At 69.4% G+C, this 23,568-nt stretch carries 24 protein-coding genes; 14 read left to right on the plus strand and 10 right to left on the minus strand.

The genetic code is table 11. From position 1 onward, the window contains the following. Positions 1-104 precede the first annotated feature (104 nt). From ACZ51D_RS41070 to ACZ51D_RS41080, 3 genes are all read left to right on the plus strand, one after another. Positions 105-629, plus strand: coding sequence for an OB-fold nucleic acid binding domain-containing protein (locus tag ACZ51D_RS41070; protein WP_465665400.1), 525 nt, complete (start codon positions 105-107; stop codon positions 627-629). A gap of 119 nt (positions 630-748) precedes the next feature. Further along, complete coding sequence (gene lexA / locus ACZ51D_RS41075) at positions 749-1,426, plus strand: transcriptional repressor LexA (protein WP_360505521.1); 678 nt, start codon at positions 749-751, stop codon at positions 1,424-1,426. 417 nt (positions 1,427-1,843) lie between these two features. Further along, positions 1,844-2,401 carry a hypothetical protein gene (locus tag ACZ51D_RS41080; RefSeq protein WP_360505519.1) on the plus strand — a complete coding sequence of 186 codons (558 nt, stop codon included), beginning with the start codon at positions 1,844-1,846 and terminating at the stop codon, positions 2,399-2,401. A gap of 1,406 nt (positions 2,402-3,807) precedes the next feature. Here the strand turns inward: ACZ51D_RS41080 and ACZ51D_RS41085 are convergent. Continuing rightward, a complete protein-coding gene (locus ACZ51D_RS41085) occupies positions 3,808-4,413 on the minus strand; it encodes a 2'-5' RNA ligase family protein (RefSeq protein ID WP_465625780.1) in 606 nt (201 codons plus the stop codon). Between the two features lie 365 nt (positions 4,414-4,778). On the opposite strand from ACZ51D_RS41085, the gene ACZ51D_RS41090 reads away from it, so the two are divergent. The 7 genes from ACZ51D_RS41090 to ACZ51D_RS41120 all read left to right on the plus strand — a co-directional run bounded on the left by ACZ51D_RS41090 (position 4,779) and on the right by ACZ51D_RS41120 (position 10,702). Beyond that, positions 4,779-5,057, plus strand: a complete 279-nt coding sequence (locus tag ACZ51D_RS41090) for an HU family DNA-binding protein (protein WP_360505515.1) — start codon at positions 4,779-4,781, stop codon at positions 5,055-5,057. 1,844 nt (positions 5,058-6,901) lie between these two features. Further along, positions 6,902-7,279: a hypothetical protein gene (locus ACZ51D_RS41095; protein WP_360505513.1), complete on the plus strand. Its 378-nt coding sequence runs from the start codon at positions 6,902-6,904 to the stop codon at positions 7,277-7,279. Then, positions 7,279-7,722, plus strand: a complete 444-nt coding sequence (locus tag ACZ51D_RS41100; protein WP_465625783.1) for a MarR family transcriptional regulator — start codon at positions 7,279-7,281, stop codon at positions 7,720-7,722. The genes ACZ51D_RS41095 and ACZ51D_RS41100 overlap by 1 nt, the downstream gene beginning before the upstream one ends. A gap of 1,746 nt (positions 7,723-9,468) precedes the next feature. Beyond that, positions 9,469-9,735 (plus strand): helix-turn-helix domain-containing protein, encoded by a 267-nt coding sequence (locus ACZ51D_RS41105; protein ID WP_360505510.1) that lies wholly within the window; start codon positions 9,469-9,471, stop codon positions 9,733-9,735. A gap of 171 nt (positions 9,736-9,906) precedes the next feature. Further along, on the plus strand, positions 9,907-10,059 hold the full coding sequence (locus tag ACZ51D_RS41110; protein ID WP_360505508.1) for an LxmA leader domain family RiPP: 153 nt from the start codon (positions 9,907-9,909) through the stop codon (positions 10,057-10,059). A gap of 38 nt (positions 10,060-10,097) precedes the next feature. Then, positions 10,098-10,280: a hypothetical protein gene (locus ACZ51D_RS41115; RefSeq protein WP_360505506.1), complete on the plus strand. Its 183-nt coding sequence runs from the start codon at positions 10,098-10,100 to the stop codon at positions 10,278-10,280. A gap of 239 nt (positions 10,281-10,519) precedes the next feature. Further along, complete coding sequence (locus ACZ51D_RS41120) at positions 10,520-10,702, plus strand: hypothetical protein (RefSeq protein ID WP_360505506.1); 183 nt, start codon at positions 10,520-10,522, stop codon at positions 10,700-10,702. A gap of 100 nt (positions 10,703-10,802) precedes the next feature. Here ACZ51D_RS41120 and ACZ51D_RS41125 read toward each other — a convergent pair whose 3' ends face one another. Together ACZ51D_RS41125 and ACZ51D_RS41130 are read right to left on the minus strand one after the other, a co-directional pair. Beyond that, positions 10,803-11,132: a transcriptional regulator gene (locus tag ACZ51D_RS41125; protein ID WP_465625786.1), complete on the minus strand. Its 330-nt coding sequence runs from the start codon at positions 11,130-11,132 to the stop codon at positions 10,803-10,805. Then, a complete protein-coding gene (locus tag ACZ51D_RS41130) occupies positions 11,129-11,548 on the minus strand; it encodes a hypothetical protein (RefSeq protein ID WP_360505502.1) in 420 nt (139 codons plus the stop codon). Before ACZ51D_RS41130 ends, ACZ51D_RS41125 begins: the two co-directional genes overlap by 4 nt. A 137-nt stretch (positions 11,549-11,685) precedes the next feature. On the opposite strand from ACZ51D_RS41130, the gene ACZ51D_RS41135 reads away from it, so the two are divergent. Beyond that, complete coding sequence (locus tag ACZ51D_RS41135; protein ID WP_465625788.1) at positions 11,686-12,594, plus strand: ABC transporter ATP-binding protein; 909 nt, start codon at positions 11,686-11,688, stop codon at positions 12,592-12,594. A 77-nt stretch (positions 12,595-12,671) separates the two neighbouring features. After that, positions 12,672-13,766 carry an ABC transporter permease gene (locus tag ACZ51D_RS41140; protein ID WP_465625790.1) on the plus strand — a complete coding sequence of 365 codons (1,095 nt, stop codon included), beginning with the start codon at positions 12,672-12,674 and terminating at the stop codon, positions 13,764-13,766. Between the two features lie 75 nt (positions 13,767-13,841). Here ACZ51D_RS41140 and ACZ51D_RS41145 read toward each other — a convergent pair whose 3' ends face one another. The 7 genes from ACZ51D_RS41145 to ACZ51D_RS41175 all read right to left on the minus strand — a co-directional run bounded on the left by ACZ51D_RS41145 (position 13,842) and on the right by ACZ51D_RS41175 (position 21,306). Then, positions 13,842-15,644: an ABC transporter ATP-binding protein gene (locus ACZ51D_RS41145; protein WP_360505496.1), complete on the minus strand. Its 1,803-nt coding sequence runs from the start codon at positions 15,642-15,644 to the stop codon at positions 13,842-13,844. Positions 15,645-15,713: 69 nt separating this feature from the next. Then, positions 15,714-16,007, minus strand: coding sequence for a helix-turn-helix domain-containing protein (locus ACZ51D_RS41150; RefSeq protein ID WP_360505494.1), 294 nt, complete (start codon positions 16,005-16,007; stop codon positions 15,714-15,716). A 65-nt stretch (positions 16,008-16,072) separates the two neighbouring features. Further along, positions 16,073-17,047 carry a hypothetical protein gene (locus ACZ51D_RS41155; RefSeq protein WP_465625793.1) on the minus strand — a complete coding sequence of 325 codons (975 nt, stop codon included), beginning with the start codon at positions 17,045-17,047 and terminating at the stop codon, positions 16,073-16,075. Next, entirely contained in the window at positions 17,044-17,667 is a 624-nt protein-coding gene (locus ACZ51D_RS41160) for a flavoprotein (RefSeq protein WP_465665402.1), read from the minus strand. The genes ACZ51D_RS41155 and ACZ51D_RS41160 overlap by 4 nt, the downstream gene beginning before the upstream one ends. Beyond that, entirely contained in the window at positions 17,667-18,641 is a 975-nt protein-coding gene (locus ACZ51D_RS41165; protein WP_465665404.1) for an LLM class flavin-dependent oxidoreductase, read from the minus strand. Before ACZ51D_RS41165 ends, ACZ51D_RS41160 begins: the two co-directional genes overlap by 1 nt. A 77-nt stretch (positions 18,642-18,718) precedes the next feature. After that, complete coding sequence (locus ACZ51D_RS41170; protein WP_465665406.1) at positions 18,719-19,999, minus strand: M16 family metallopeptidase; 1,281 nt, start codon at positions 19,997-19,999, stop codon at positions 18,719-18,721. After that, positions 19,996-21,306 carry a M16 family metallopeptidase gene (locus ACZ51D_RS41175; protein ID WP_465665408.1) on the minus strand — a complete coding sequence of 437 codons (1,311 nt, stop codon included), beginning with the start codon at positions 21,304-21,306 and terminating at the stop codon, positions 19,996-19,998. The genes ACZ51D_RS41170 and ACZ51D_RS41175 overlap by 4 nt, the downstream gene beginning before the upstream one ends. Before the next feature lie 156 nt (positions 21,307-21,462). On the opposite strand from ACZ51D_RS41175, the gene lxmK reads away from it, so the two are divergent. Both lxmK and ACZ51D_RS41185 read left to right on the plus strand, forming a co-directional pair. Beyond that, on the plus strand, positions 21,463-22,566 hold the full coding sequence (gene lxmK, locus ACZ51D_RS41180) for a class V lanthionine synthetase subunit LxmK (RefSeq protein WP_465665409.1): 1,104 nt from the start codon (positions 21,463-21,465) through the stop codon (positions 22,564-22,566). Positions 22,567-22,568: 2 nt separating this feature from the next. After that, the gene (locus ACZ51D_RS41185; protein ID WP_465625802.1) at positions 22,569-23,558 is read left to right on the plus strand and encodes a T3SS effector HopA1 family protein; all 990 of its coding nucleotides are present in this window, start codon (positions 22,569-22,571) and stop codon (positions 23,556-23,558) included. The last annotated feature ends 10 nt before the right edge of the window (positions 23,559-23,568 follow it).

Genomic DNA, 23,568 nt, shown 5'->3' on the forward strand with positions numbered 1-23,568 from the left:
CGGTCCGATACCCGCTCACTCGCAGGTGACTTGACCTGCCCCACCCTCGCCACACCACAACCAACGAGAACAGCAAGACAAAGTCACCGGCATTGAGCCTAGGGGTGACCCGCCGCCAGGCCCTGTGGTCCGCAGGACTGCTCGCCCGGACCACCGGCGCCATGCTGCCCGGCACCGCCCCGGCGCTCACCGCCCCGGCGGACCTGCCGGAGATGACCGCCGTCGAGGAGACCATCGCCGACCTGTGGGCCACCGGCGCCTCGGCCACCACCCACCCCGTCCAGCACGCCCGCCCGCACCTCGACCGCTGCGGCGCCATGACCGCCGCCGACTTCAAGCACAGCGCCATCCCCGGAACGACGGTGGCCGTCGGAGGCCTCGTCACCCACCGCCAGCGCCCGCCCACCGCAGGCGGGGTCCTGTTCATCTCCCTTGAGGACGAGACCGGTCTCGTCAACATCATCTGCCAGCCCCATGTGTGGGAGCGCCAGCGCCGCGTCGCCCTCGGCAACGCCGGCCTGCTCGTCCACGGCACCGCCGAACGCAAGGACGGCGCGATCAACCTCGTCGCCACCCGCCTCACCTCGCTCACCCTCGCCCCCGGCGCCCGCAGCCGCGACTTCCGATGACCGGACACACCAACACCATCCCGACGTCCCCCGTTTGCGCAGGTCACCCGCCCCGGGCGGATGACCGCCCGCACCGCGGCGGGATACAGTCCCCCGCAACGACCGAAAGGCACCTGACGATGGACGACACCACCCCTGCGCGAGCCCGCCGCGGCCGGCCCAAGGGCGTCCGCATCGGCGAGGACGGCCTCACCGAGCGCCAGCGGCAGGTGATCGACGCGATCCGCACCCACCTCCGCAGCAACGGGTACCCGCCGTCCATCCGCGAGATCGGCCAGGCCGTGGGCCTGTCCAGTTCCAGCTCGGTCGCCCACCAGCTCACCCGGCTCCAGCAGCTGGGCCTGGTCGCCAAGGACCCGCACCGCCCCCGCGCCTACTGCCTCCTCGACGACGGCCCGGCCACCACCGTGCGCCCGGCACCGCGCGACGCAATCGTTCCGCTGCTCGGCCGCATCGCCGCCGGCGGCCCGATTCTCGCCGAGGAACACATCGAGGACGAGCTCACCCTGCCCCGCCGGCTCGTCGGCGGCGGGCAACTGTTCGCCCTGGAAGTACGCGGCGACTCGATGACCGGCGCCGCCATCACCGACGGGGACACCGTCGTCGTGCGCCGCCAGCCCGTCGCCGAGAACGGCGACATCGTGGCCGCGATGATCGACGGCGAGGCCACCGTCAAACGCCTCAAGCGCGAGGCCGGCCGGACCTGGCTCTTGCCGCACAACCCTGCCTACGAGCCCATCAACGGCGACAACGCCACCATCCTCGGCAAGGTCGTCGCCGTCCTGCGCCGACTCTGAACAAACGGACGACACCACGCGATGACCGGCGGCCACCAGGCCACGCCCTCGCGAGCGTCCCACGAAGTCGTCATCCGAGGGGCTGAGCACCAGGGGAGGTCGGCCCGCAGGCGCCTCACCGCGGCCGGCGACGGCACCACGCGAAGTTCGGCTGCCGAACGCCGCACGAGGCCCGTACGCGGCACCCCGGCCGGCGGCTGCGGTGTCGGCCGACCGGCCGCATCCAGCCTCGTCGCGGGCTTGGGCAGTTGCACCCTGGAGACATGAGCCCTCGACGAACGTCACCTTGACCCAGAAGGATCTTGCCAGGATGCCCGAGCGACCTTGAAATCCAGCGAGACCAGTGAAGGTTGCGGCGGCCTGGGACGGTCGAAAACACGTGTCTACATTGGGCACCCTGATGCGAGACTGCGCGCCATGACCACACCTGAGCTCAGCGAATCGGACTATCTCCGAGAGATCGAGCGCCTCGCTTACCGAGTCACTGTCGAAGCGTCCAACGAGGACTGGCTCTCGTTCGAGCGCGATCCGGACGACGCGACATCGCTCCAGCGGAGCGTGAACGCGCTCGCCCGGGTGCTACGCAGTTACCACTTCGACGGCGACGGCTGTGTGGATGAGGACCGTCCCCTGGTCAGGCTCGTCGGTGCCGCGGTCCTGAAGCCCGGGGTCATGCCGGCCGGGGTGGATGAGGACTACGAGGACGCGTGCGCGCGGATCGGTGTCGACCCGCGACCAGAGGGCTGGGCGCTGTGGAACACCTGGGATGACGGGGACTGCCAGGTAACCATGGTGGTGTCTGCTGTCGAGACGACCGAGGGGTTGTTCGAGAACTGGTCGCGTGGAAGGGCTCTCGACCCGGTGACCCCACTGCCGTCTCAGATTGCGCTCGTCCGTCGGGGCTGGATCGGGCCGATGACGTTTTCGCCGCGGGGTGTCAGCCGCACCGGTCGTGGCGGGCAGCCATTGTCCTGACCTTGCATCGTCACAGGTCGTAGCCACCACGAACAGGGACGCACTGAATTCCGCTCCCTTCGAATCGGGTGCGCCCGCCAATAGGGCCGATGTGAGCGGTCGCGATAGCTGTCACCTGGTCGCGACGTCTGCCGAATCCCGCTCCCAGAGGAATCGGGCTCTGGTCGCAGTGCCGTGAGGGACGCTGCGGAGGTCGCTACCCAGCAGCCACGACCTGGCCGGCCGTGACGTGGGGAGGATTAGGGAGCAGTGACGCGAGGCTGTCCCGCACGAAGTCCGCCGCTCTCCGGATCGATTCCTCGGCCCCGGCTTGGTCTTCGAAGACGCTGGTGGAGACCATCACCCCGTCCCCGGCATCAACCCAGTAGTAGGCCATGAATCCGGGAACCTGGCGAAGGAGTGGCACGAATCCCTCGGCCACTCGGCGCCCTGCCTCCGCAGGATCGGTCACTCCTTCGTACCGCCGCACTACTGCGTACACGCTGGTCTCCTCATGGGTCCCGAGTCATCTCGTGCGAGACGACATACCCTTCACCGGGCGTCTCCCGCTCACGAGATTTCCGGATGGCGCCCGGATAGCCGCATGGGCAGCCACAGCCGACTCCGGGCCCGGGACGAACGAGGCAGATGACACCACCCCGACCAGCTGGTAGCCAAGGCGGGCCGAAGGCGCAGGCCGCAGGAAGCGCCTGGTAACAACTACCTCGATCAAACACACCGCGCCGCCCGGGGCCGTCCCCATGGCCAAGGCCCGGCCGATTCATACCCCGGGGGCTCACCGACCGGTCGCCCGGGCATCGCCGGCGCCAGGGGCGCCCATCGGCCGCCGACCACCGCCAGGTGACCAGCCGACCTCTGCGTCCCCAGGACTACGTCGGGCTGCGGGCGGCTGCGGGCGGCGACCCGGTCCTGACCCGACAGGGAGGCCCGGTACCCATCCGCCCACACGGCGTGCGGCTGTCCGCTGCCGTCCACGGGCCGACGGGGGCCGAGGAAGAAGGCGAGCGCCTCCGGGGCGCTGTCGAGCCTGGCCTGCTGCTCTCCCCGGCCGTGTCGCGGTCGCGGTCGACCCCACCTGCGGACCCTGGTCGGGCGCTGGCTGTGGTGCCGCGCCGCACGCGCTCCGTGCAGTTGGGGCGTCCCGGCGGTCCCGGGTGTGTCCGCTCTGGCATGAATGCCCGTTCAGGCACTGTATGCCGGGGAGGTGGACGAGCCGGGTTGCGGGAGGTTTTGAATTTCGTCCGGTTGGTACTTGCGCTGGCCGAATTGAGCGGGACGTCTCAGCTTCAGGCCGTTTTCCGGTGGCGTTCGACCGAACGTGCGCCACCGTCGATGCGCGCCGTGGCTGGTGCGGCATCCGGGAAGTGCCGCAGCTGATCAAACCGCGAATGCACTGAGACCCGTGGTCACGCGGGCCCGAGGTCCGACGGCTGTGGCAGCTGCCGGACCTCGCCCGTGCCCAGCTTGACCGTGAACCGCTCCCGCATCGGGCCGTCGCCCCGGCGGGACAGGAGGGTGAGTTCGGTGACCGGTGCCGAGGTGGTGCCCAGGCGGGCGGCCAGTTCGGGCGCGAGCCGGCGCGGGTCCCGGGTCCGCCCCAAGGACAGGTGGGGTGTGAAGCCGTCCGCCCGACCCCGGCAGCGGGGGAAGCGCTCCACCAGCGAGCTGTGGAGCGCCTGCCACGGGCCGGGGCCGCCGGCCGCCGGGTCGAGCCAGACCGTGGCGTCGTGGCGGTGGGGGAAGTGGCGCACTCCGTGCAGACGCGCGGTGAACAGGGTGTGCTCGGCCGCAGCGGCGCCCAGCAGCGGGAGCGCGGGCCCGAAGTCCGACTCCGAGACGAAGCCGAACAGCACGTTGACGTGCGGCGGCCAGCGGCGGATCTGCGGATCATGCTCCTCCCGGATCCGCTGGACGGCCTGCCACAGTTCCGTCGGCGGCAACCAGGCAAGCGCCGTCCGGGGCGTCGGTCCGACGTCCAGGACGCCCGGAACGTCGATCGGGTGTCCGTCCACCCCTCCATGGTGACCGCTGCGCGCCACTGCCCTCCCAGCACGCAGAGATGAGGGACGAAGCCGTCATCGCCCGGGTGCTCAACGACCTGCCTGATCAGGCATTTCGATAGTGGAAGGCGCCTTACGACTCACCGGCATCAGCCCGGGTAGCTCGCGACGACCCAATGCGCGATGCCATCAGTAGTTCTGCGCGCGGACCGATTCCATCGGCGTGGGGGGACATCGGGGATGCACGGTTGCGTGATCTTGTTGCGGGTCAGTCGTTGGCATGAGGGCGGCGCTCAGGATCGCGCGGCCCGGCTGTCGTTCCGTATTCGGGACCTCTTTCCCGCGCTCCCCATGGGGCCGGGCGGAAGGATGATGTTGTGAACAAGCAGGAGCTCATCGACCTGGTGGCTGAGGATGCCGATGTCGCCAAGGAGACCGTCAACAAGGTGCTCGGCAGCATGCTGCAAACGATCAAGAACAGCGTCGCGGCGGGTGACGCCGTGCAGTTGCTTGGGTTCGGATCCTTCTCGCCCGGCGAGCGCGCGGCTCGTACCGGGCGCAATCCGCAGACGGGTGAGCCGATGGAGATCGGGGCCTCCCGCACGGTGAAGTTCACGATGGGCAAGGAGCTCAAGGACGCCGTCAACGCTCGCTAGCCCAGCCTCCCGGTTTCCGTGCCCCGCGAGCACGGAAACCGGGGGTCCTCGGCCTCCTCCCCCCCACAGTCGGGCGACGTGGGCGACGCCGGCGATCCGCCGGGTCGACGGCATGCTGCGGCAGGCGCGGCCCGCGCGCGTCGCACAGCCAGCAGGCCCGGTCGCGAGACGGGGCAGAGGCCCGCGTTCCCATAGCGCGGCACAGCACGTGGCCTCGTGCTCGCCGGGCCCCAGGGCGGAGACGCGGAGCTCGGTGGGGCCGGGCCTGCTGACGGTGGCAGGCCCTCAGGGGCCCAGTAGAGCCCCGTGCATACCGCAGGGCACCCGAGTCCGGTGTTGTGACGGAGCGCGCTAGTTTGCGAGTGGCCGAGAGGTAAGCCCTGTTCAGGGGCTTGGTGGAGCAGGCTGGTTTGCGAGTTCGGAGCGCGGTAGTTTGCGAGTGCGGCACTGTTGTCGGCGTTCACTTGTGACTGTCAGTGACTCGTTGGGGGAGTCCAGCCAGAGAGTGACCGTTTGTAGTCGCCCGCAGGCCTGACGGTCAGACAGCGCGGCGAGAACGCCGAGGCAGAGGAACTGCTTCGCCGCGCCAGAGAGGCTGGCGGCCTCATCCCCGGGGGCGATTACTGACGGGGTGGGCGCGGCTGACCTCCTACCCGGATACTGCCATCGTGCCTGAGAGCAGCGTTCCGACGCCTCAACCAAGATGACGAACCGCAGCTCAGAGCCGATGTATGCCGTCATGATCGACGCGATGGTGCTCAGGCCGCCGCCCGCCCGCCCACACCCGCCACACCGCCCGCCCGGCTGAGCCCGGTGCCGGAGCCGACACTCTCCAGGCAGGTCTGGTCGACGCCGACACCGCGCCGACGCACAGCTGACCGCCGACGGCCCGCGAGGCCGCAGTCCAGCGATGCGGGTGTTCGCGATCAACGGGGCAGGCGAAGAGGTTCCGGTGCCAGGGCGGCCCACGCCGACCTCAAGGCCAGGGCGGACGGGGAGAGGTACCACTGGACCTGATGACCACCGCCCGGACCTACGACGCCCTGGTGCGGACGACCACGCAGTTCCCAGCGTCGAATCCCACCCGGAGGAGATCGAGCTGCCCAACCTGCGCGACCCCAGCAGCCAGGCCGCCCCCGCGCTGGTTTAGCCCGTGTTTGAGCAGCAGCCACGACTCCCGGCAGGGCAAGGACACCAGCCACCTGGTGAAGGAGCGCGGCAAGGGCCCCTTGGGGCCCGGTTCCGGCGGCAGCCGGAATGCCGTGATCGGCGTCGTACAGTCCAGTTACGACGGTCGCCAGCCTGACAACTGTGCCTGACCCGGGAAGCGGGAGCGGCACGGGCCTCAAGCCCGCCGGAGGCTTCGTGGCAGAAGCAGTGCCCACGCACTGGCCTCGCGGCCTGCGGGATCGGGCGGAGCCCGATGGGCGAGCATGCGACGCCGAGTGGTTCTTGGGTATGTAAAGAGGCGCAGCGGTTTGACCTGGGGAAACGCGAAACGAATGTGGGGTTGCAACCCCCGTTACCAGCAAGTAACTGGGGATTGCAACCCCACACTCAGGATCTGGCGCGCCGAATGCGGGTTTTAGACCCACAAAAGTTATCTCCTGGGATAACCTTTGGTGGTGATCAGTCCTTCGACGGGCGGCCGTGTGGTGCGCCTTCCCTCGTCCCGGCCGGGCAGGCAGCCCGCCAAACCCCCGGCGCCTGAGACCGCGGGCGGGCAGAACGTCGTCGCGATCCGACTGGAGCCGGGCGAGTCCGTCTCGGTGAACCCGGCCCCAGTACCGGAGCCAGCGGTCGGGCGGCGTGAGGACTTCGACTTCCTCGGGCACACCTTCTACATGGCTTCCAAGGAGCTCTCGGCGAAGCTGCCGTTCATCGGCCTGACCGCGACCGAGTACGACGTGTGGCACACCATGCTCGGCGCGCAGCTCAAGGGCGGCATCGTCCTGACCACGGTCATCAAGCTCGGCGAGCGCCTGGGTATCGGCCGCAAGGAAGCTGGAAAGGCCCTGGCAGTGTTCCTCGACATGGGCTTCATGTGGCTGGAGAAGCGCGGCCGCTACCGCATCAACCCGCGCATCGCCTTCTGGGGCAGCAGCGCCGAGCAGCAGCGCGCCCTGGCGCTGATGCCCGACAGCATCCCCGAGATCCGTCTGCCCGAGGGCGAGGTCCGCCCGCCGCGCCGCACCCGCCGACCTAAGCTGGAGTCGCTGTGATGACCGCCGAACGCCACGACCAGGACCAGGAGACCGCGACCTTCCTGACTGCCGAGGACTCGGTTTTCATGGCGCAAGACCTTTCGCGCGCACTGCCCCTGTACCGGCTGACGACCTTGCAGTACGACGTGTGGCACACGGTGCTCAGCGAGATGACGGACGGCGGCTGGGTCCCCTTCACGCTGGAGGAGATCGCCGACCGGCTCGGAACCAAGAAGAGCAACATCTCGCCGGCCCTCGGCCGCCTGGCCGAGCTCGGCCTGATCTGGCGCGTCTCCAACGGCCTGCACCGCATCAACCCGAGGATCGCCTTCAAGGGCAGCCATGAGGAGTGGGTCGCCGCGCTCTCCGAGGTGCCGGCCGACGTCCCCGAGGTGATCCTCCCGGCCTACCACCGTCGGCCACCGCGCGGCGGCCGCGGAGGCCTGGCCGCCACCGGCTGAGCGAACGACGCTTGCTGACCACGAAGTGCGGGTTGGAAGCCCACAGAAGTTATCGCCAGGCATAACCTGCCGGGCGGCTGCCGGCGAAGTCGGCTTGCATGTTCGCGTCCGAAAGAAGGCAGTTCACAGCCCTGTTCCCAGACGCGGGACAGGGCTAGCATTCCCGCCACGACGGTCCCACCACGTTCCTCCAGCGGGCTGCCGAGCAGGTCGGCCGCGCTTCCAAGCGGCTCGCGCCTCCCACGGCCGGAGCCCTGGGCACCCCTGCCCTGGGACTTCGGCCGCGCTGCGTCGGGACGACCGGAGCCGAGACGCGCACCGTGGGCGATTCCCCGCACCGCCGGCTGAGCGGCTTTCCGGGTGCCGGTGGCGCCGTGCGTCGTCGGAGCTGCCGGGATCCGACTGCAGCCCGGTGTCAGGCGTGGGTGTCGGCGAGCTCGATGCGGCGCAGGACTGAGGCGTCACTCCGCTTGAACGGGAGCGGGTATGCGGGATCGTGCTCCTCATGTCGCACGCGCAGGGCGTGACCGCGATCAGTCCCGCTGCGGCTAATCAACGGGGTGGGTTTCGTGACGGAGCGCCATAGCTCGCGAGTGGTGCACGGCAGATCGAGGGCTGTACGTGGTTGAGAGTGAACCTCAAGGGAAGCTCAGGGGTGGCAGTTGGTATTGGTTGAAGGATCTGTCTGTTTGCCGGTAGACCCTCCAGGCAGGAGGCGGTTTTCGGCTCTCTGGCGACAACCTTGCGCCGTCAATACATCCTTGAAACCCCTACCCTTTCAGTCAAGGTCAACTTAAGATCCGAGAGCCCAGTTCGGGAAGCGGCAGGCGAGTGGCCACCGGCGCGCCTCCGCTGCGGATGGACATGACTCAGGCCCCGGGGGGGGTTAGTGAAGTTTTAGTAACGATGTGGACTCGGTCCGGCGCGGCCAGATCCGCCGGGGCTCCGATCCCCTGTCGGACGAGGTATGACGGGCACCCCGCAGTAGGCACGGGATAGTCGTGGCATCACCCGACATCGAACAGTCCTGGCGTCACGACGTGCCATGCGTAACCCCTGCACGCGTCGCCAGCAGTCTCTCCTGAGTTAGTGGGCCCGCCTTTCGATGCACAGGCATACCTCGATCGGTCCGTGTCCGGTCCGGTGGGTGTCGTCGTCCATAAATGAAGCGAACGGAGTGGTCAGTGCTGGAGCGGGGACCGGGGACCGATAGGCCTGCAGGACATCCGGACGCCGCAGCGCCCGGAAAACGGCGGCTGCTTTGCGGCGGCGCAGGCGCGGAGTTCGTGAGAAACGTACCGGCCGAGCTCGCGGAAGCGGCGAAAAGAGTTGACGTGTCCGGTATTGGCCAGGTCATCACGAAAGTCCCTTGGGGGGTGGCATTCGCCGTGATGCTCACGTATATGGAAGCCCCCTTGAGTGTCGTGCTGGTGTCGTCATGGCACCGATCGTGCAGTGCTGGCCGGCGCAACCGCTGACCCTCTTCTCCTCCGCCGGGCGCAGCAGCGGGTTCCCGTCCTTTGCTGCCCAGCCTGCAGCGGGTCGCTCGACCCATCTGGTTTGTATGCGTATTTCTATGAGTGCCAGCAGGGCCTCGCGGCTCAGGCCCCCCGTCCTCCGGACAGGGAGGCCTGCCCGGCTTGAACCAGCCGGCCCTGGACTTCAGTTCAGAACAGCGTACAGAGCTCGACTTCCCCTACGGAGGTATCCATGCCGCGCCCCCCAGCTCTTCCTGCAGCGAGAAAAGTGGAGATCATCCTCGCGGTGTTGGCCGGCGATATGACGGCGGCTGAGGCTGCCCGTGTCGCGGGAGTCTCCAGTCAGGCCATCAGCAACTGGAAGCGATGTTTTCTCAAGGCGGGTCAGGACGGCCTGGTCGGCGCGGTCGACCAGCGGAGCAGCCGGGAAGCCCAGTTGCAGAAGGAGATCGCGGTGCTCAAGGGCGCCTTGGGTGACTCCTATCTGCAGATCCAGGCCTTCCGGTCGCGTCTGCAGCAGCTTCAGCGCCGCTGAACGTTCCGGATCAAGCTACCCCGGTGATTGCGCCTTTCCGGGGAAGTACGAGGCAGTCGGCCTGTTCCCTCAATTTCCCGTCAACTCGTACTGGACGCCTCCCGGCTCCGCTTGGAATTCTGTTCCTGGGCGGGACGTCGAGCACCCGCCGAATTCTACGAGGAGGCAGAAATGAACGAGAAGCTGATGGCCGGATACACCGCTTACACCGACGCGGCCGAGTACGGCGTCGGCGCCGTCGGCGAGGCGCCGGCGACCACCCCCGTCTGCACCTTCCTGATGTCGGCCGCGCTCTCCGCGCAGACCGTCATCGGCGGCTGCTGAACCTCCCCCGTTTCTTCTCGAGAGCTTAGGACTTCGCCATGAACACCAGTGAGAAGCTGATCGCCGGTTACGCCGCCTACACCAGCACGGAGGAGTACTCCCTCGGTGCGGCCACCGACCCGCTGGCCTCGATCGAGTCGGTGAGCTGGCTGGTGTCGGCCGCGGCCTCCGGCGCCGTGGTCTCGGCCAGCGTCTCGGCCAGCGTCAAGTACGGCTGCTGATCCGGCCTCATCGGCGCCTGTGACTGGCGCAGTACGGTGCGGCCGTGCTGCGCCCAGTCACTACTTCCTTCCCGCTCAGGGTCTCAATTTTCCGGAATTCTTTGACGGGTTCCGGGAAAGGTTCGAGATCCTGGGTGTGCACTGTCACTTAATCATCGGCGCTTGCGCATCGGTCTGGAATTCCTGACCTGTGGATTGGGCGCTGCCTGTCGGCCTTATCGGTCCTGGAAGGACTATTCATGAACACCAGTGAGAAGCTGATCGCCGGTTACGCCGCCTACACCAGCACGGAGGAGTACTCCCTCGGTGCGGCCACCGACCCGCTGGCCTCGATCGAGTCGGTGAGCTGGCTGGTGTCGGCCGCGGCCTCCGGCGCCGTGGTCTCGGCCAGCGTCTCGGCCAGCGTCAAGTACGGCTGCTGATCCGGCCTCATCGCCATTACCCGTGACTTCGCAGTGCGGCCCGCCGGCACGACCGGGCCGCACTGCGCGCGTTGCCTCCCCACGACCGGCCGGTGGCCGGTCAGTCCCGGTCCTTGCCCAGGGCCCGGCCCTGACCGGCCGCGGCGTCGGCGATCTCCTGTAGTGCTGTCAGGTGGTGGGCCAGCGCCGTTCTCCCCCGTTGGGTCAACCGGAGCCAGGTGCGCGGCACCTTGCCCACATGCCCCTTACGGACTTCGGCGTACCCCTGTTCCGCGAGGAATGTCACGTTTTTGGACAACAGTGACGGCGACAGTCCGCAGTACTCCTGTACCGCCCGGAAGTCCGACTCGTCGCATGCCGAGAGGAACGCGGCGATCCGCAGGCGGGTCACCGTGCGGAACGCCTCGTCCAGCCCGGACCCGGGGGTCATCGACGCGCCGCCCTACGGCCGAGTGCCACCCAGACGGCGAGTCCGGCCACTACGCCGAGCCCGGCCATGATGTACCGCATGCTCTCGGCGGCACCGAGGCCCACAATCACGAAGAACGCGGCCATGGTGACCAGGCCGGCCCGCTCCTTGCGGGCCGGCCCCCGTACGCCCCGGACGCCCTGCTGGGTCCGGACGCCCTGCAGCAGGAGCAGAGCGGCAACGCCCAGGACGATTCCTCCCGCGACTCCCGCCAGCCGCAGCCAGATCGACTCGGGTGCCAGGCCGTCCAGGGCGATCGCGGCGGCCACCAGCACCCCGCAGGCCGGAGGGGCCCAGCCGGGCAGCGGAGGACGTGCCCCCAGCTCGTAGGAGATCCGGGCCTCGTCCAGGTCGCGTCGTGCGTCGTCTGCATCCATGGCCATAGAGTGGCATCAAGTTTCCAGTTTTTCAAGTACTTTCTCAAAGAGAAAACTGAGGAGGGGGAGGCCACGTGAAACCTTTCGGCTTCGAGAGGGTGTCGAAGAGCTACGGGTCCCATCGGGCCCTGGAATCCATGACGTTCGCCGTGGAGGCCGGCGAGATCTTCGGCTTCGTCGGCGGCAACGGAGCAGGCAAGACCACCGCCCTGCGCATCGGCATCGGGGTGCTCGCCCCGGACGACGGGCAGGTTCGGTGGGGCAACCAGCCCGTCGGACGACAGGAGTGGGCCCGGTTCGGCTACATGCCCGAGGAACGCGGTCTGTATCCCAAGATGACCGTGTCCCGGCAACTGGTGTACCTCGGCGAACTGCACGGCCTCTCCAGGGCCGACGCCCGGGACGCCATGCTCCGCTGGACGTCCCGGCTACGGATCGAGGACCACCGCGACAAGCCGGTAGACACCCTCAGCCTGGGCAACCAGCAGCGCGTCCAGCTGGCCGCCGCGCTGGTCCACGACCCTGAGGTACTGATCCTGGACGAGCCGTTCTCCGGGCTCGACCCGCTGGCCGTGGACGACATGAGCGTGGTGCTGCGCAACAAGGCTGAGCAGGGTGTCCCCGTGCTCTTCTCCAGCCACCAGCTGGAACTGGTCGAGCAGCTCTGCGACCGGGTGGGGATCGTCCGTGCCGGGCATCTGGTGGCCTGCGGAACCCTGGATGCCCTCCGCCCCACGGAGCACACTCGCCAGATATATGTCGAGGTCGGCGGGGCCCCCGACAACTGGCCCGCCGACTGCCCCGCAGTGGCCGGATTCCGGCGGCACGACCAAGGCGTACTGGTGGACCTTATGCCCGGCCGCACCGAGAACGACCTCTTGACGGAGGCCGTCCGCCACGGCATCGTCCACCGGCTCCAGCCTTTCCGGCCCAGCCTCGCCGGACTCTTCCGCGACCTGGTGGAACCGGCCGACACGGAGACGAACGAGGCCGGGTTGCGAACCCATGCTCCCCGAACCACTGAGAAGGACGGTGTGTCCGTATGAACCGCCCTGCCGCTGAACAACGGTCGCTCCGCCCCGCCCGGGTCCGCCTGGTTTTCCGCCGGGAGCTGGACGCACGCATGTTCACCAAGGGTTACCTGATCAGTCTGCTGGCACTCTCCCTGATCACCTTCGGCCTGGTGATGGGGTTCGACCTGGTCGGCCGGGCCACCTCGTCCACGGTGGCTGTCTGCGGCGCGCCCGCCGCATCGTTCGGCGCCGCGCCCGACAAGGTGCGGCTGCAGCCGTGCGCGGACCGAGCAGAGGCCCGGGCCCTGGTCCAGGACAAGGATGTGGACGCGGCCGTGGTCGTCGACGGCAGCCACGCCACCGTGCTGGTCCGCGCCGACACCGGTGACCACGCCCGGGCGGGCGTGTCCGCGCTCGGCGAAAACTGGGTGACCTTCCACGCCCTGAGCCTGCAGAAGGTGGACCTGGACCAGCTCGCGCGAGACGCCGCGGCAGCCGCACCCGCCACGGTGACGGTCGGGGACGCGGTCAGTACGCTGCAGCTGGGAGCCGCCGTCAGTCTGATCGTCATCCTGTTCATGCAGATCATCGGTCAGGGGGCGGTGGTCGCCCAGGGGGTGGTCGAGGAGAAGTCCACCCGCGTCGTGGAGGTGCTCCTCGCCACGCTCACCCCTCTGGAACTGCTCATCGGCAAGGTGTCCGGCATCGCCACCGCTGCGGTGGTTCAGGTGGCCTCGATGCTCGGCGCCGTGATCGCGGCACGGTCCCTGATGTCCGAGCAGGCCGAAGCCCTGCCGGGACCCCAGGCCCTGGCCACCACAGTGCTATGGTTCCTGCTGACCTTCGCGATGTTCGCCTCGCTGTTCGCGGCTGCCGGATCGCTCGTCTCGCGGCCGGAGGACCTGCAGGGTGTGATGATGCCGGTGATGCTGCTGGCCCTCGCACCCGTGGGGGTCGCGGCGGCGGCCGCCGCCCAGCTGTCGGCTCCCTGGGTAACGGCAGTGCAGTACATTCCGCCATTCTCCGGCCTGGTGATGCCGCTGAAGGCCGCGGTCGGCGCGGTCTCTCCGGCCGAACAACTCGTCGCCGCCGGGATCCTGCTCCTGGTCACCGCAGGCTGCATGGCGCTCGCCGCCCGGATCTACCGCAACTCGATTCTGCGGATCGGCGCTCCCGTCCGCTGGCGCCAGGCGCTCGTTTCCTGACTTCGCGAGGCAGGGCTGCAAAGGGGCTGTCCCGGCGCTCGAGCGCCGGGACAGCCCCTTTGACCTTTGGTCCCGTCAGGCGGCTGCGAGCGCCTGCGTCTCCACCAGCCGGCGGTAGGCGGCACAGCGTCCCAGCAGAACTCGGTGATCGGCCGCGTCCAGTACCCGGCCCCGGTCCATCATGATCACCTGGTCCGCATGCTGAATGGTGGAGAGCCGGTGGGCGACCACGATCACCGCCCGGGAGGCAGCCAGATCGTCCACGATCGCCCGGAAGCGCCGCTCGTTGAGACCGTCGAGCTGGCTGGTCGGCTCGTCCAGCAGCACTACGTCGGCCTGGGACAGCAGCGCCCTGGCCAGGGCCATCCGCTGGCGCTGGCCACCGGAGAGGTTGCTCTCACGGCCCAGCACGGTGTCCAGACCCTGCGGCAGGACGGAGATCTCCGCGGCCAGGCCCACGGCATCCAGGACCCGGCTCAGCTCCTCCTCGGAGGCCGGTTCGGTGCGGCCCAGTTGGAGGTTCTCCCGGACGGTGGCCTCCACCAGGGTGAACTCCTGATCCACATAGGCGATTCGGGCCCGCAGCGCGTCCAGGGGCCAGTCGCAGGTGTCGTGGCCGAGCAGACTGATACGCCCGCCGCTCACGTCCACGAACCGGTCTGCCAGCGAGAGCACCGTAGTCTTCCCTGCGCCGGACGCGCCCACCAGCGCGGTCAGGCCGACCCGCTGCATGCTGAAGGAGACGCCGTCCAAGGCCTCCGTGGTCACCCCCGGGTACCGGTACGACACGTTGTCGAACACCACTGCGGGTGCGTCCGCGACCGGCTCAGGGACGGTGTGCGCGGTGTCGTTCTCACCTTCCGGATCCAGCGCCAGCAGCTCATTGCAACGATCCCGGGCAGCCAGTCCCGCCTGCAGCCGGCCCACCGCGGTGGTGAGCGAGGTGGCCGGAGCGAGAGTCTGCAGGAGGTAGAGCAGGAATGCCGCGAAGTCGGGCATGGACAGGTCACCCGAGGCCATCCGGTGACCGCCGGTCAGGATGACCGCGATCATCGCACCCTGGTTGGCCAGCGCAGTCACCGCAGGAATCAGCGTCTCCAGCCGGGCGCCCTTGACGGACACCGCGCGCAGTTGGTCAGCCTCCTGCTCCAGCGCCCTGGTGGACAGTGCTTCGGCACGGTAGGCCTTGATGGTGGTCAACGCGGACAGGTGAGAGCTGAACCGCTGGGCGATCTGTCCCACCGCCGACTGCTGCAGGACGAAGTTGTTCTTCAGCCGGGCCAGCACCACGGTCATGGTCGCGGTGACCAGAGCCAACGCGCCAACCGTGACCAGAGTGAGGATCCAGTCGATCCACAGCATCACCCCCAGGGTCGACACCACCGTCAGCACAGCCAGCGGCACCTGGGCACTGACATCGACGACCTGACGCAGCAGCAGGGCGTCCGAGGTGATCCGAGCGGTGAGATTGCCGGCGCCCTCGGTACGAACCGTGGCCAGCGGCAACCGCAGGGAGTGCTCCATGATCCGCACCCGTAGGCGCATGATCATGGCCTCGCCGCTGCGCGACACCAGGTACCCGGCGCCGGCTTGGGCCGCGGCCCCGCCGACGGCGGCAAGGCACATCCACAGGACCGGAGTGATGACCGATGTGTCGGTGGCAAAACCGACAATGACCTCCTTCACGAGCAGAGGCACGCTGAGCGCGGCCGCCGTGGCCACCAATGCCAGCAGGATGGCCGAGGCCAGGGTGGCGGGCCGGGTCGACAGTTCCCTGCGCAGCCGGATGACACGGTCGGCCGACCCTGGCCGTTCGAGGCCGGCGGCGGAAGGTGGGGTCACGGCGGTACCGGACTCTGGAAGGGTGGCAACGGACATGGCGTGTTCCTTCGGGGTCGATGTGGACGACGGACGGGACGCTTGAGGAGCCGGCGGGCGACGCCCGGGTCAAGGCAGTCCGCCACCGCGGGCACGCAGGGCGAGGTGGGCCTCGCCCAGGGCAGCCTTGAGCCCGTCGATCTGGTTGAGAAGCTCCCGCTCGCGGCGGGCGGACTCGCTGCTCCCTCGGGACGGCTGCAAACCGTGCTGCCCGGCCTCGACGAACTGGCGGCGCCACACTGACACCGCCTGGGCCGACACCCCGGCCTGCTGCGCGGCCACGGACAGCGTTATCCGCCCGGCGAGCAGGTCCAGGACGAGCCGCGTCTTCTCCGCGGGGGAAACCGCTGGTCGGTGGGACACTGGGCGTGCGACCCCCTAATCACGTGTTTTGGATTGTTGACGGCGACCGGCCGAGTGGCTGGCGTTCACTCGATCCCGTCGAGGAGGCCGACCAGCAGGTCCGAGTAGCCGTGGAGTTGCGGGGCCCAGCCGACGTAGCAGGCGAAGTCGGCGGCGTGGCAGGCCACTCGGACCGTCTCGCCCGCTCTTAGCAGTCGGGTGTCCAGTCCCTGCCCGTAGGCGGTCAGGAAGCTCTCGCGCACCTCGTCCAACAGCGGCCACTCGATGCCGGCCTGCTGGGCGGCGGCCCGGTACTCGGTCAGTTCGCCCAGCGCCCAGGCGACGTCCGCCTCAGGGCGGCCTGCGGCGGCCTCGGGACCGGACAGGACCGAGACCTCAGGCCCGGAACCCGCAGACGCCTCCGAGCCGGTGCCGGCCGGATCGGCCACCACCACCGCGCCCAGGGAGAACCCGCCGTGCAGTGTTACCCGTGCCTCCTGCGGACCGGGTGTCAGCAACAGGTAGGTCAGGTCGGCCAACTGCCGCCATCGGGCGGTGCCGAGCCGGGAGCGCAGCCGGTAGTGGAACCCCGCCGAGGCGCGCGGACCACGTCCTGTGGCAAGCCACTGAGCCAGCCGCCGGGGCCCCGGCGGCTGCGGCAGTTCTTCGGCCGGTGAGGGCCCGGGGCCCGAATGCAGCGCACGCAGCACGAGGCCGAGCACCCGGGCGTACTCCGGGAGCCGTTCGTGGCCTGGCTCCACACCGGCCTCGGCTGGTGCGGCGGACGCCTCGAGCAGCGCGCCGAAACTGTGCCGCCCGTTCACCTCCCACAGGTAGGCGTCGGGCTCCGCCACGACGGGCCGTGCGAAGCGCACTCGCTCGTCGGAGGCGTCCCGGAGCGCTGTGGCGTAGCTGGCGGACAGGACGGGGAACGGCGCCGGGCGCTGTGGGCCCGGGGTTCGCCGCCAGCTGACACCACCGCCGGGGATCGCACTGATTCGGGTGTGCTGGAATCCGGTGCCGAACTCCAGCAGTACCTGCTCCTCCTCGACGGCCGTCATGACCCGCCCCCCGACCAGGCGCACAGGTCGTCCAGGGCTGCCACGGCGTGGGTCAGCAGGGCGGCCGTGCCGACGCCCTCCTCGCCCGTGGTCAGACTCACCCCGTTGACCGGCGGCAGGACCGCGAAGTTGTCCCGCTCCGCCAGGGCTGCCACATGGGCACGGTAGGCGGGGTTGAGATGCCCGCCCGGTGGCAGCGCCGGGCAGACGACGACCGGCGCCCGGGTGCACTGCAGAGCCAACAGCGTTGGTGTGTCGGCGAACCCCAGCGCGAGCCGGGCGACGAAGTGCATGGTCGCAGGGTGGACCAGAACGGCGTCGGGCCATTCGGCGAGTTCTACATGCAGCGCCCGGTCCGGCTGGTCCGGCCAGATGTCCACGGTGGGCAGGCCGGCACCGCTCGCCACGGCGATCGCGGTGGCGCCGGTGAACCGGAGCGCGGACGGGGTGACTATGCACCGCACCTCGGTGCCGGGGTAGCCGCTGCGGAACCAGGACAGCCACTGGGGGAGGAACATGGCCTGGATGCCGCCGGTCGCGACGTAGAGCAGGCGCTTGGCCCTCAGCGGCGGCAGTGAGTCCGAGCCGGTCAGCGGGGATCCGGAAGCGGGGGCGGTCATCAGTTTCCCCTCCGCTCGACGGCGGCGAGGATTGCCGACAGGTCGCGGACCGCCGCTCCGGGGCCTTCCCCGATGTGCACGCCCCCCACGTTCACCACGACTTCGTCGACGCCGATCGTGTAGAACTCGGCAAGCCGGGCGGCGATCTCGTCGGGAGTTCCGGTGACCACCACACCGTGTTCCACCAGCAGTCGGGCGCCGGTGCGCGGGTCGGCCGGGTCCACCGGGACGCCGGCTTGGTTGAGCATGTTCGTGTAGTGCTGGGTGGACAGGTGGTTGCGGACGGCGTGGTGGGCGATCTCGGCCAGGTCTCGTCCGGGCCGGGTGACGGCGCACTGGACCACCGCCGCGATGCGCGGAGTGCGGCGCCCGGCCTCCCGCGCAGCAGCCGCGAGGGTAGGGCCGATCTGTGCGGCAAGGTAGGCGGGAGGCGTGAGCCAGGTGATCGCCCAGTCGGCGATCTGGCCGGCCAGGCGGGCCATCGGCTCGCGCAGCACGCCCAGGCCCAGCTCGACCGGCGGGGCATCGACGTCGGGAAGTTCCAGACCGTCGGTGGCCCACGGTCCGTCGGGCTCTACGGCGCACTTCCCGTCCAGCAGGGTGCGCATCATGGTGACGTACTGGCGGGTCGCGGTGACCGGCTTCGCGTACGGGGCGCCCAGCATGTTCCGTTGCAGGGCTGCCGCGCCGGGGCCGATGCCCGCCACGTAGGTGCGGCCGGAGAGAAGGGCGACCGACCGGGCGTTGACGGCAGCGGTCAGCGGGTGACGCAGCGGCATCACGGTGACGGCAGTGCCGTAGGCGAGGTCCATGCCGCTCTGGGCGAGTGCGGCGAACATATGGTGCGACTCGACGTTCAGCGACTGCCCGACCCATAGGCGGCGCGCTGAAGTGGTCTCCGCGAGCCTCGCGTAGGAGGAGACGGAGCCCGTCTCGAAGGGCATGACGGGATAGAAGACACTGGTTGTGGGCATGCGGGATCCCTCCTTCTTCGTTCGGTGGTGCGTGGTGGCGCCGTTTGCCCGGTGCGCGTGGCGAGGGACGAGGTATTTCAGTTCCACCGTTCGGCCAGGCCGTCGCCGTCCCCGCAGAGCACCCCGGACAACAACTCCCGCCGGTACAGTCCGGCGGCCTCCCGTACGTCCTCGCGGGTCAGTTTCGCCACCTCCCGGGGCAGTCCGGCGATGGCCTCGATGGGCAGCCCGAGGGTCAGATAGGACAGCAAGCACGCCGCCCGACCGTGCTGGGAGCCGAGGTTCAGCGCATACTTGCCGGTGATGTGTCCGACTGCCTCGGCGAGCTCCCGCTCGGTGGGGCCGTGCTCGGCGAAGTTGTCGAGCATGTCGAGCAGCCGATTCATGGCCTCGCCGCCAGCTCCCGCCCTCACATCGGCCTCAATGGCGAAGACGTCGCCGTCCACATGGTCGGCGACCAGGGCCACAGTCCGGTAGGCCAGGCCGAGTTCCTCCCGCAGCAGGGTATTGATACGGGAGGAGAACGAACCGCCCAGGATCAGCGAGGCCACCTGGGCAGCCGCGTAGCGGGCAAGATCGGTGCGAGGGAACGACTCGGCGGAGAGCCGGAGGTGGTCCTGCGCCAGCCCGGAGACCCGCACGGTGCGCACCTCCCGCCGACTGCTCGGCGCGGGACGGGTGGGTCGCGCCCCGGCGCCCGGGGCCCAGCCGTCAAGCCGTGCCCTGACCAGCTCCGCGGTCCGGTCCTCGTCGAGGTCTCCGCACAGCACCAGCAGGGCGCCGCCGGGCACGACCTGCGCCCGGTGGGCGGCAGTGACCTCGTCCGCGGTGACCGACGCGGCGTCGTGCGGTGAGGGCGCCGGCTCCGCGAACAGCGGTACAGCCCCGTAGTGCTGCTCCCACATCCGGCGGCTGGTGTGCACTGCCGGCTGGGCTGCGGCCAGGGCTGCCTGCTGGGCAGATTTGGAGGTCGCGGCACGGACCCGTTCCTTGGGATAGTCGGCCCGTACGACTGCCGCAACGGTGTCCAGCAGCACCGGCAGGCGGTCCGCCCTGCTGGTGAGCGAGAGGGTGAGCCAGTGGCTGCGACGGGCGACCGTGACTATGCCGCCCTGCTGTTCGAAGGCCGCGCACTGTGGCAGGTCGGGCCAGCAGGCGGCGAGGGCGTCGAGGACCGCGAGGTCACGGGCGGCCGTCAGTTCCACGGGCAGGGCCAGGTGTGCCTGCACCATGGGGACCGTGCGCAGCGCTGAGACGACCGTGGTGGGTCCCCCGTCCGGCCGGCTGGTCAGGGCGGCAGGCATACAAACGGCTGCGGCGGCGGGCCTTGCCCAGCCGGCGGTCTGGGCTGCGGTCATGCGGCGTTCTCCTGGGTGGGGAGTCGGTGCGGCGTCGGCACCGTCCCTGGTAGCAGGGTCAGTACGGCCCGGCCGGTCCGGCCGGCCACGGCGGCGGCCGCAGCGGCCACCGCGTCCGGTCCGGTTCGGGCTACTGCCTCGGCGAGCCGTTCGGCGATGTCGGGTTGGTTGAACAGCAACGTTCCGCGGGCCAGGAAGCGCACCCGGTGCAGCAGCGAGTCGAGGTTCTGATACAGGTCAGTTACCGCGCGGGCCACCGACCGCTCCACCTCCTCGCCCAGTCCCGGCGCCGAGCCGGAGGCCAGTTCCGTGCAGTGGCCGGTGATGGTCTCCAGGACGAGGTCCGCCATGCCCTCAGGGTGGTGGGAGACGATCACGAACGTGTCGGGGTCCTTGACCATCAGCGGACCGAACAGGCCCACGGAGGAGTCCACCAGTGCTCCCAGCGGTGCGAAGGCCCGCCGGAGGCGGGAGTTGGATCCACCGGTGAGCAGCTGTTGCAGCACGACGAAGGCGGCGTAGCCGTCCAGGTCGGCCGCCGCGTCAGGCAATCGGCAACCGATGGCGAGGGCGGGGCGGGGGGCCAAGGGATCGTGGCAGACGCCCTCTCGCTGCTCCTGGGCCACCGGTTCCCGGACGTCGGCGAGCGGTGCCGGCGGCTGTCCGGGCACGTCGGCGAAGATCCTGCGTGCGGCGTCCAGCACGGCCTGCGGGTCGACCTCGCCGCACACCGCGAGGACCGCGTTGCCGGGCGCGTAGTGTCGGCGGTAGAAGTCGGCGCAGTCGGCGACGCTCGCTGCGTCGAGGTCGTGTGTCTCCCCGTAGCCGTTGTGGGTGTTCTCCCACTTCCGGTACAGCACTGCGGGCAGCCGGATCCACGGGAACCCTCCGTACGGGCGGCCGGTGACCTGTTGCCGGATCTCCTCTTTGATCACATCACGCTGGGTGGCGAAGTTCCGTTCGGTCACCTCCAGGCGGGCCATCCGGTCCGCCTCCAGCACGAGGATCTCCTCCAGCGCGTCGGCCGGAACCACCTGATGATAGTCCGTCACATCGGGAAACGTATTGCCGTTCACGGTTCCGCCGCGCGCCTGAACCCGGGCGAAATGCTCACCGGCTGCGACGTTCCGCGACCCCTGGAACATCATGTGCTCGAACAGGTGGGCAAAACCGGCCCGGTCCGGCGGCTCGCTACGGAATCCGACGCCATAATTCACAGCAACGCCCACTCCGGTGACGCCGGGAATTCCCCATGCCACTACTTTCAATCCGTTGTCGATGGTTGTCTCAAGGATGGTCTCCGGCATGCCCGAATAGAATCACAGCCCGTACCCGGCATCAAGCTATGGTTAGACGGTGGGTGAGGAATGCGCAGGTAGGCGCCCCACAACCTGCTGCCGAGTAAAAAAACCCGCAAAATTGAGCATTGCCCAAGGCCAATCCCCCCGCCTATGGTTCAGGTCATGGTCAAACTGCGTGCATCTGCGAAGCGGCCCCAATTTCAGCCAGTGGACCTGCAAAAGGTCCCGCATGTCGACGCTCTCCTTGAAGAGCTGAATGTCGGGCCTTTCGATCCGTCGACGGTGAGCGCGGCCCTGGGGCGCAACAACAACTGGTCCGGAACGACCCGCGGTGGTGAACGGGTATTCGTCAAACAACTCCTCGATGGAGAGAGTGACGAGCGGATACGCCGCACCGAGTCCGCCTGGCGGGCCTGCGACGGCCGGCTGAGCACCCCGCGTCTGATCGGCTCCGATCCCGAGCACGCCCTGCTGGTGTTCGAGCACGTGCCCGATGCGCGCAGTGGTGTCGAGCTGCTGGGCGATGAGGAGTTCGACGAGGATCTGTGTGCCCGCGCCGGGCGCGCGTTGGCGGTCCTGCACGGGCTGGACGTCGAGGAGCTGGACACCTCGCCCCACCCGCTACCACCGCTGCCGCTGCTGGAGGCCCTGTCGCTGGACTACTACCGCCGCGCCTCGGCGGCGGAACTGTCCATGTGGCGGCTGCTGCAGGCCGATCTCCCGCTGATCGAGGCGTTGGGCGCGCTGCGCGCCGCGGACACCGAGGAGGTGCCCTCACGCTGTGCGATCCACGGCGACCTGCGCCTGGACCAGTTCCTGCTCTCCGGCGACGAGCTGCACCTCACCGACTTCGAGGAGTTCCGGGCTGGCGACCCCGCCCGCGACATCGGCGCGTTCGCCGGTGAGTGGCTCTTCCACGCAGTCGTCGGCATCCCAGCGAAGCTGGCCGAGGCCTCGTCCTTCGGCCATGTCGCCACCCACGAGGAGATCATCGCCACTGGTGCCGCCGAGATCGAGCAACGCGCTCCCTACGTTCGCGCGTTCTTCAGTGCCTATCTGGAGGACGCCCCCGGCCGGGTGCACGATGACAAGGGCCTCGCGGCGCGCGCGGCCGCCTACGCTGGCTGGCACATGCTCGACCGGATGCTGGCTGCGGCCGGCAACGCCGCCCACCTCTCCGCGGTGAACAAGGCCGCCGCAGGCATCGGCCGCACGGTGCTGCTCTCCCCGGCCGACTTCACCTCGTCCCTGGGTCTGGAGGCGTGAAAATGCACGGACACCTGGAACTCTCCCCGCGGGTCGCCGCCCTGATCGAGCGAATCCACGTCCAGCCCGGTGCCCTCAAAGCCGAGACGGCCGGTGAGATCTACGAGGGTGAGACGCCGCAGGCGCTCTCCCGCAGCCTGGGCACCGCCCTCTACCAGACGCTGCACGTCGGCCGGGACAAGCCGATCGACAGCGTCCGCCGCACGTGGCGCGACCCTGCCTTCGACGAGGTGCTCACCCAGGCGGTCGGCGGCCGGCACACCCGGCTGCCGGTTCGTGTCCTCGCCGAAACGGCCTCTGGTGCCACGGTCTCCATGGACGGTGTCCGGGTCCGGGTCCCGGCCGAGGCGATTGACAACCGCGCCGAAGTCCAGAGCAGCGACGGCCCGCGCACCGAGGCAACCGTGCGGATCCCCACCTCGCGGCCGGGCCTGTCCCCTGGCTTCTTTCTCACCTTCTCCTCCCGTGGACCGCTGAAGGCGGGCGGAGCGCTGCTTCGGCTCTATGCCCGGATTGAGGACCCCGACGCGGCGCCCGAGGTGTGGCGCGCCCTGGTCGACCACCTGGAAGATTCCGGGGTTCCGTGGCAGGCGAAGATCTCCTCCTCCCTCGAGCTGTACCCGCGCAATGACGCGCTAGTGGTCTACCTGCCGCGGCCCGGCTGGCGCCAGGCCCAGTCGTGCGCCGAACTCCTGCAGTCCACCGGCCTGTTGGGCGAGGGCACCTCGCCGTTCGCACAGCCGATCACCAGCTCCGTCGGCTGCGCCTTCGAGCCTGACGACCCCAGGCCGGCCCGGCGCGAGATGAGCTTCGGTCAGCACCGCACCCAGGTCCTCGCCGACGCGCTGGTCCGCCATGCCCTGCTCCCGGTGGCCGAAGCGGGCCCCGTCGAGGAGATCGTCGCCGAAGCGTTCATCGACGCGGGCATCGACCCCGCGGTCCCCGCGCGCAACCTCTCCTCTCCCATGACCGACGTGCTCCGCGGCTACTGAGCCACCTGCT

It is taken from the genome of Kitasatospora sp. NPDC033851 (genome assembly GCF_055576085.1).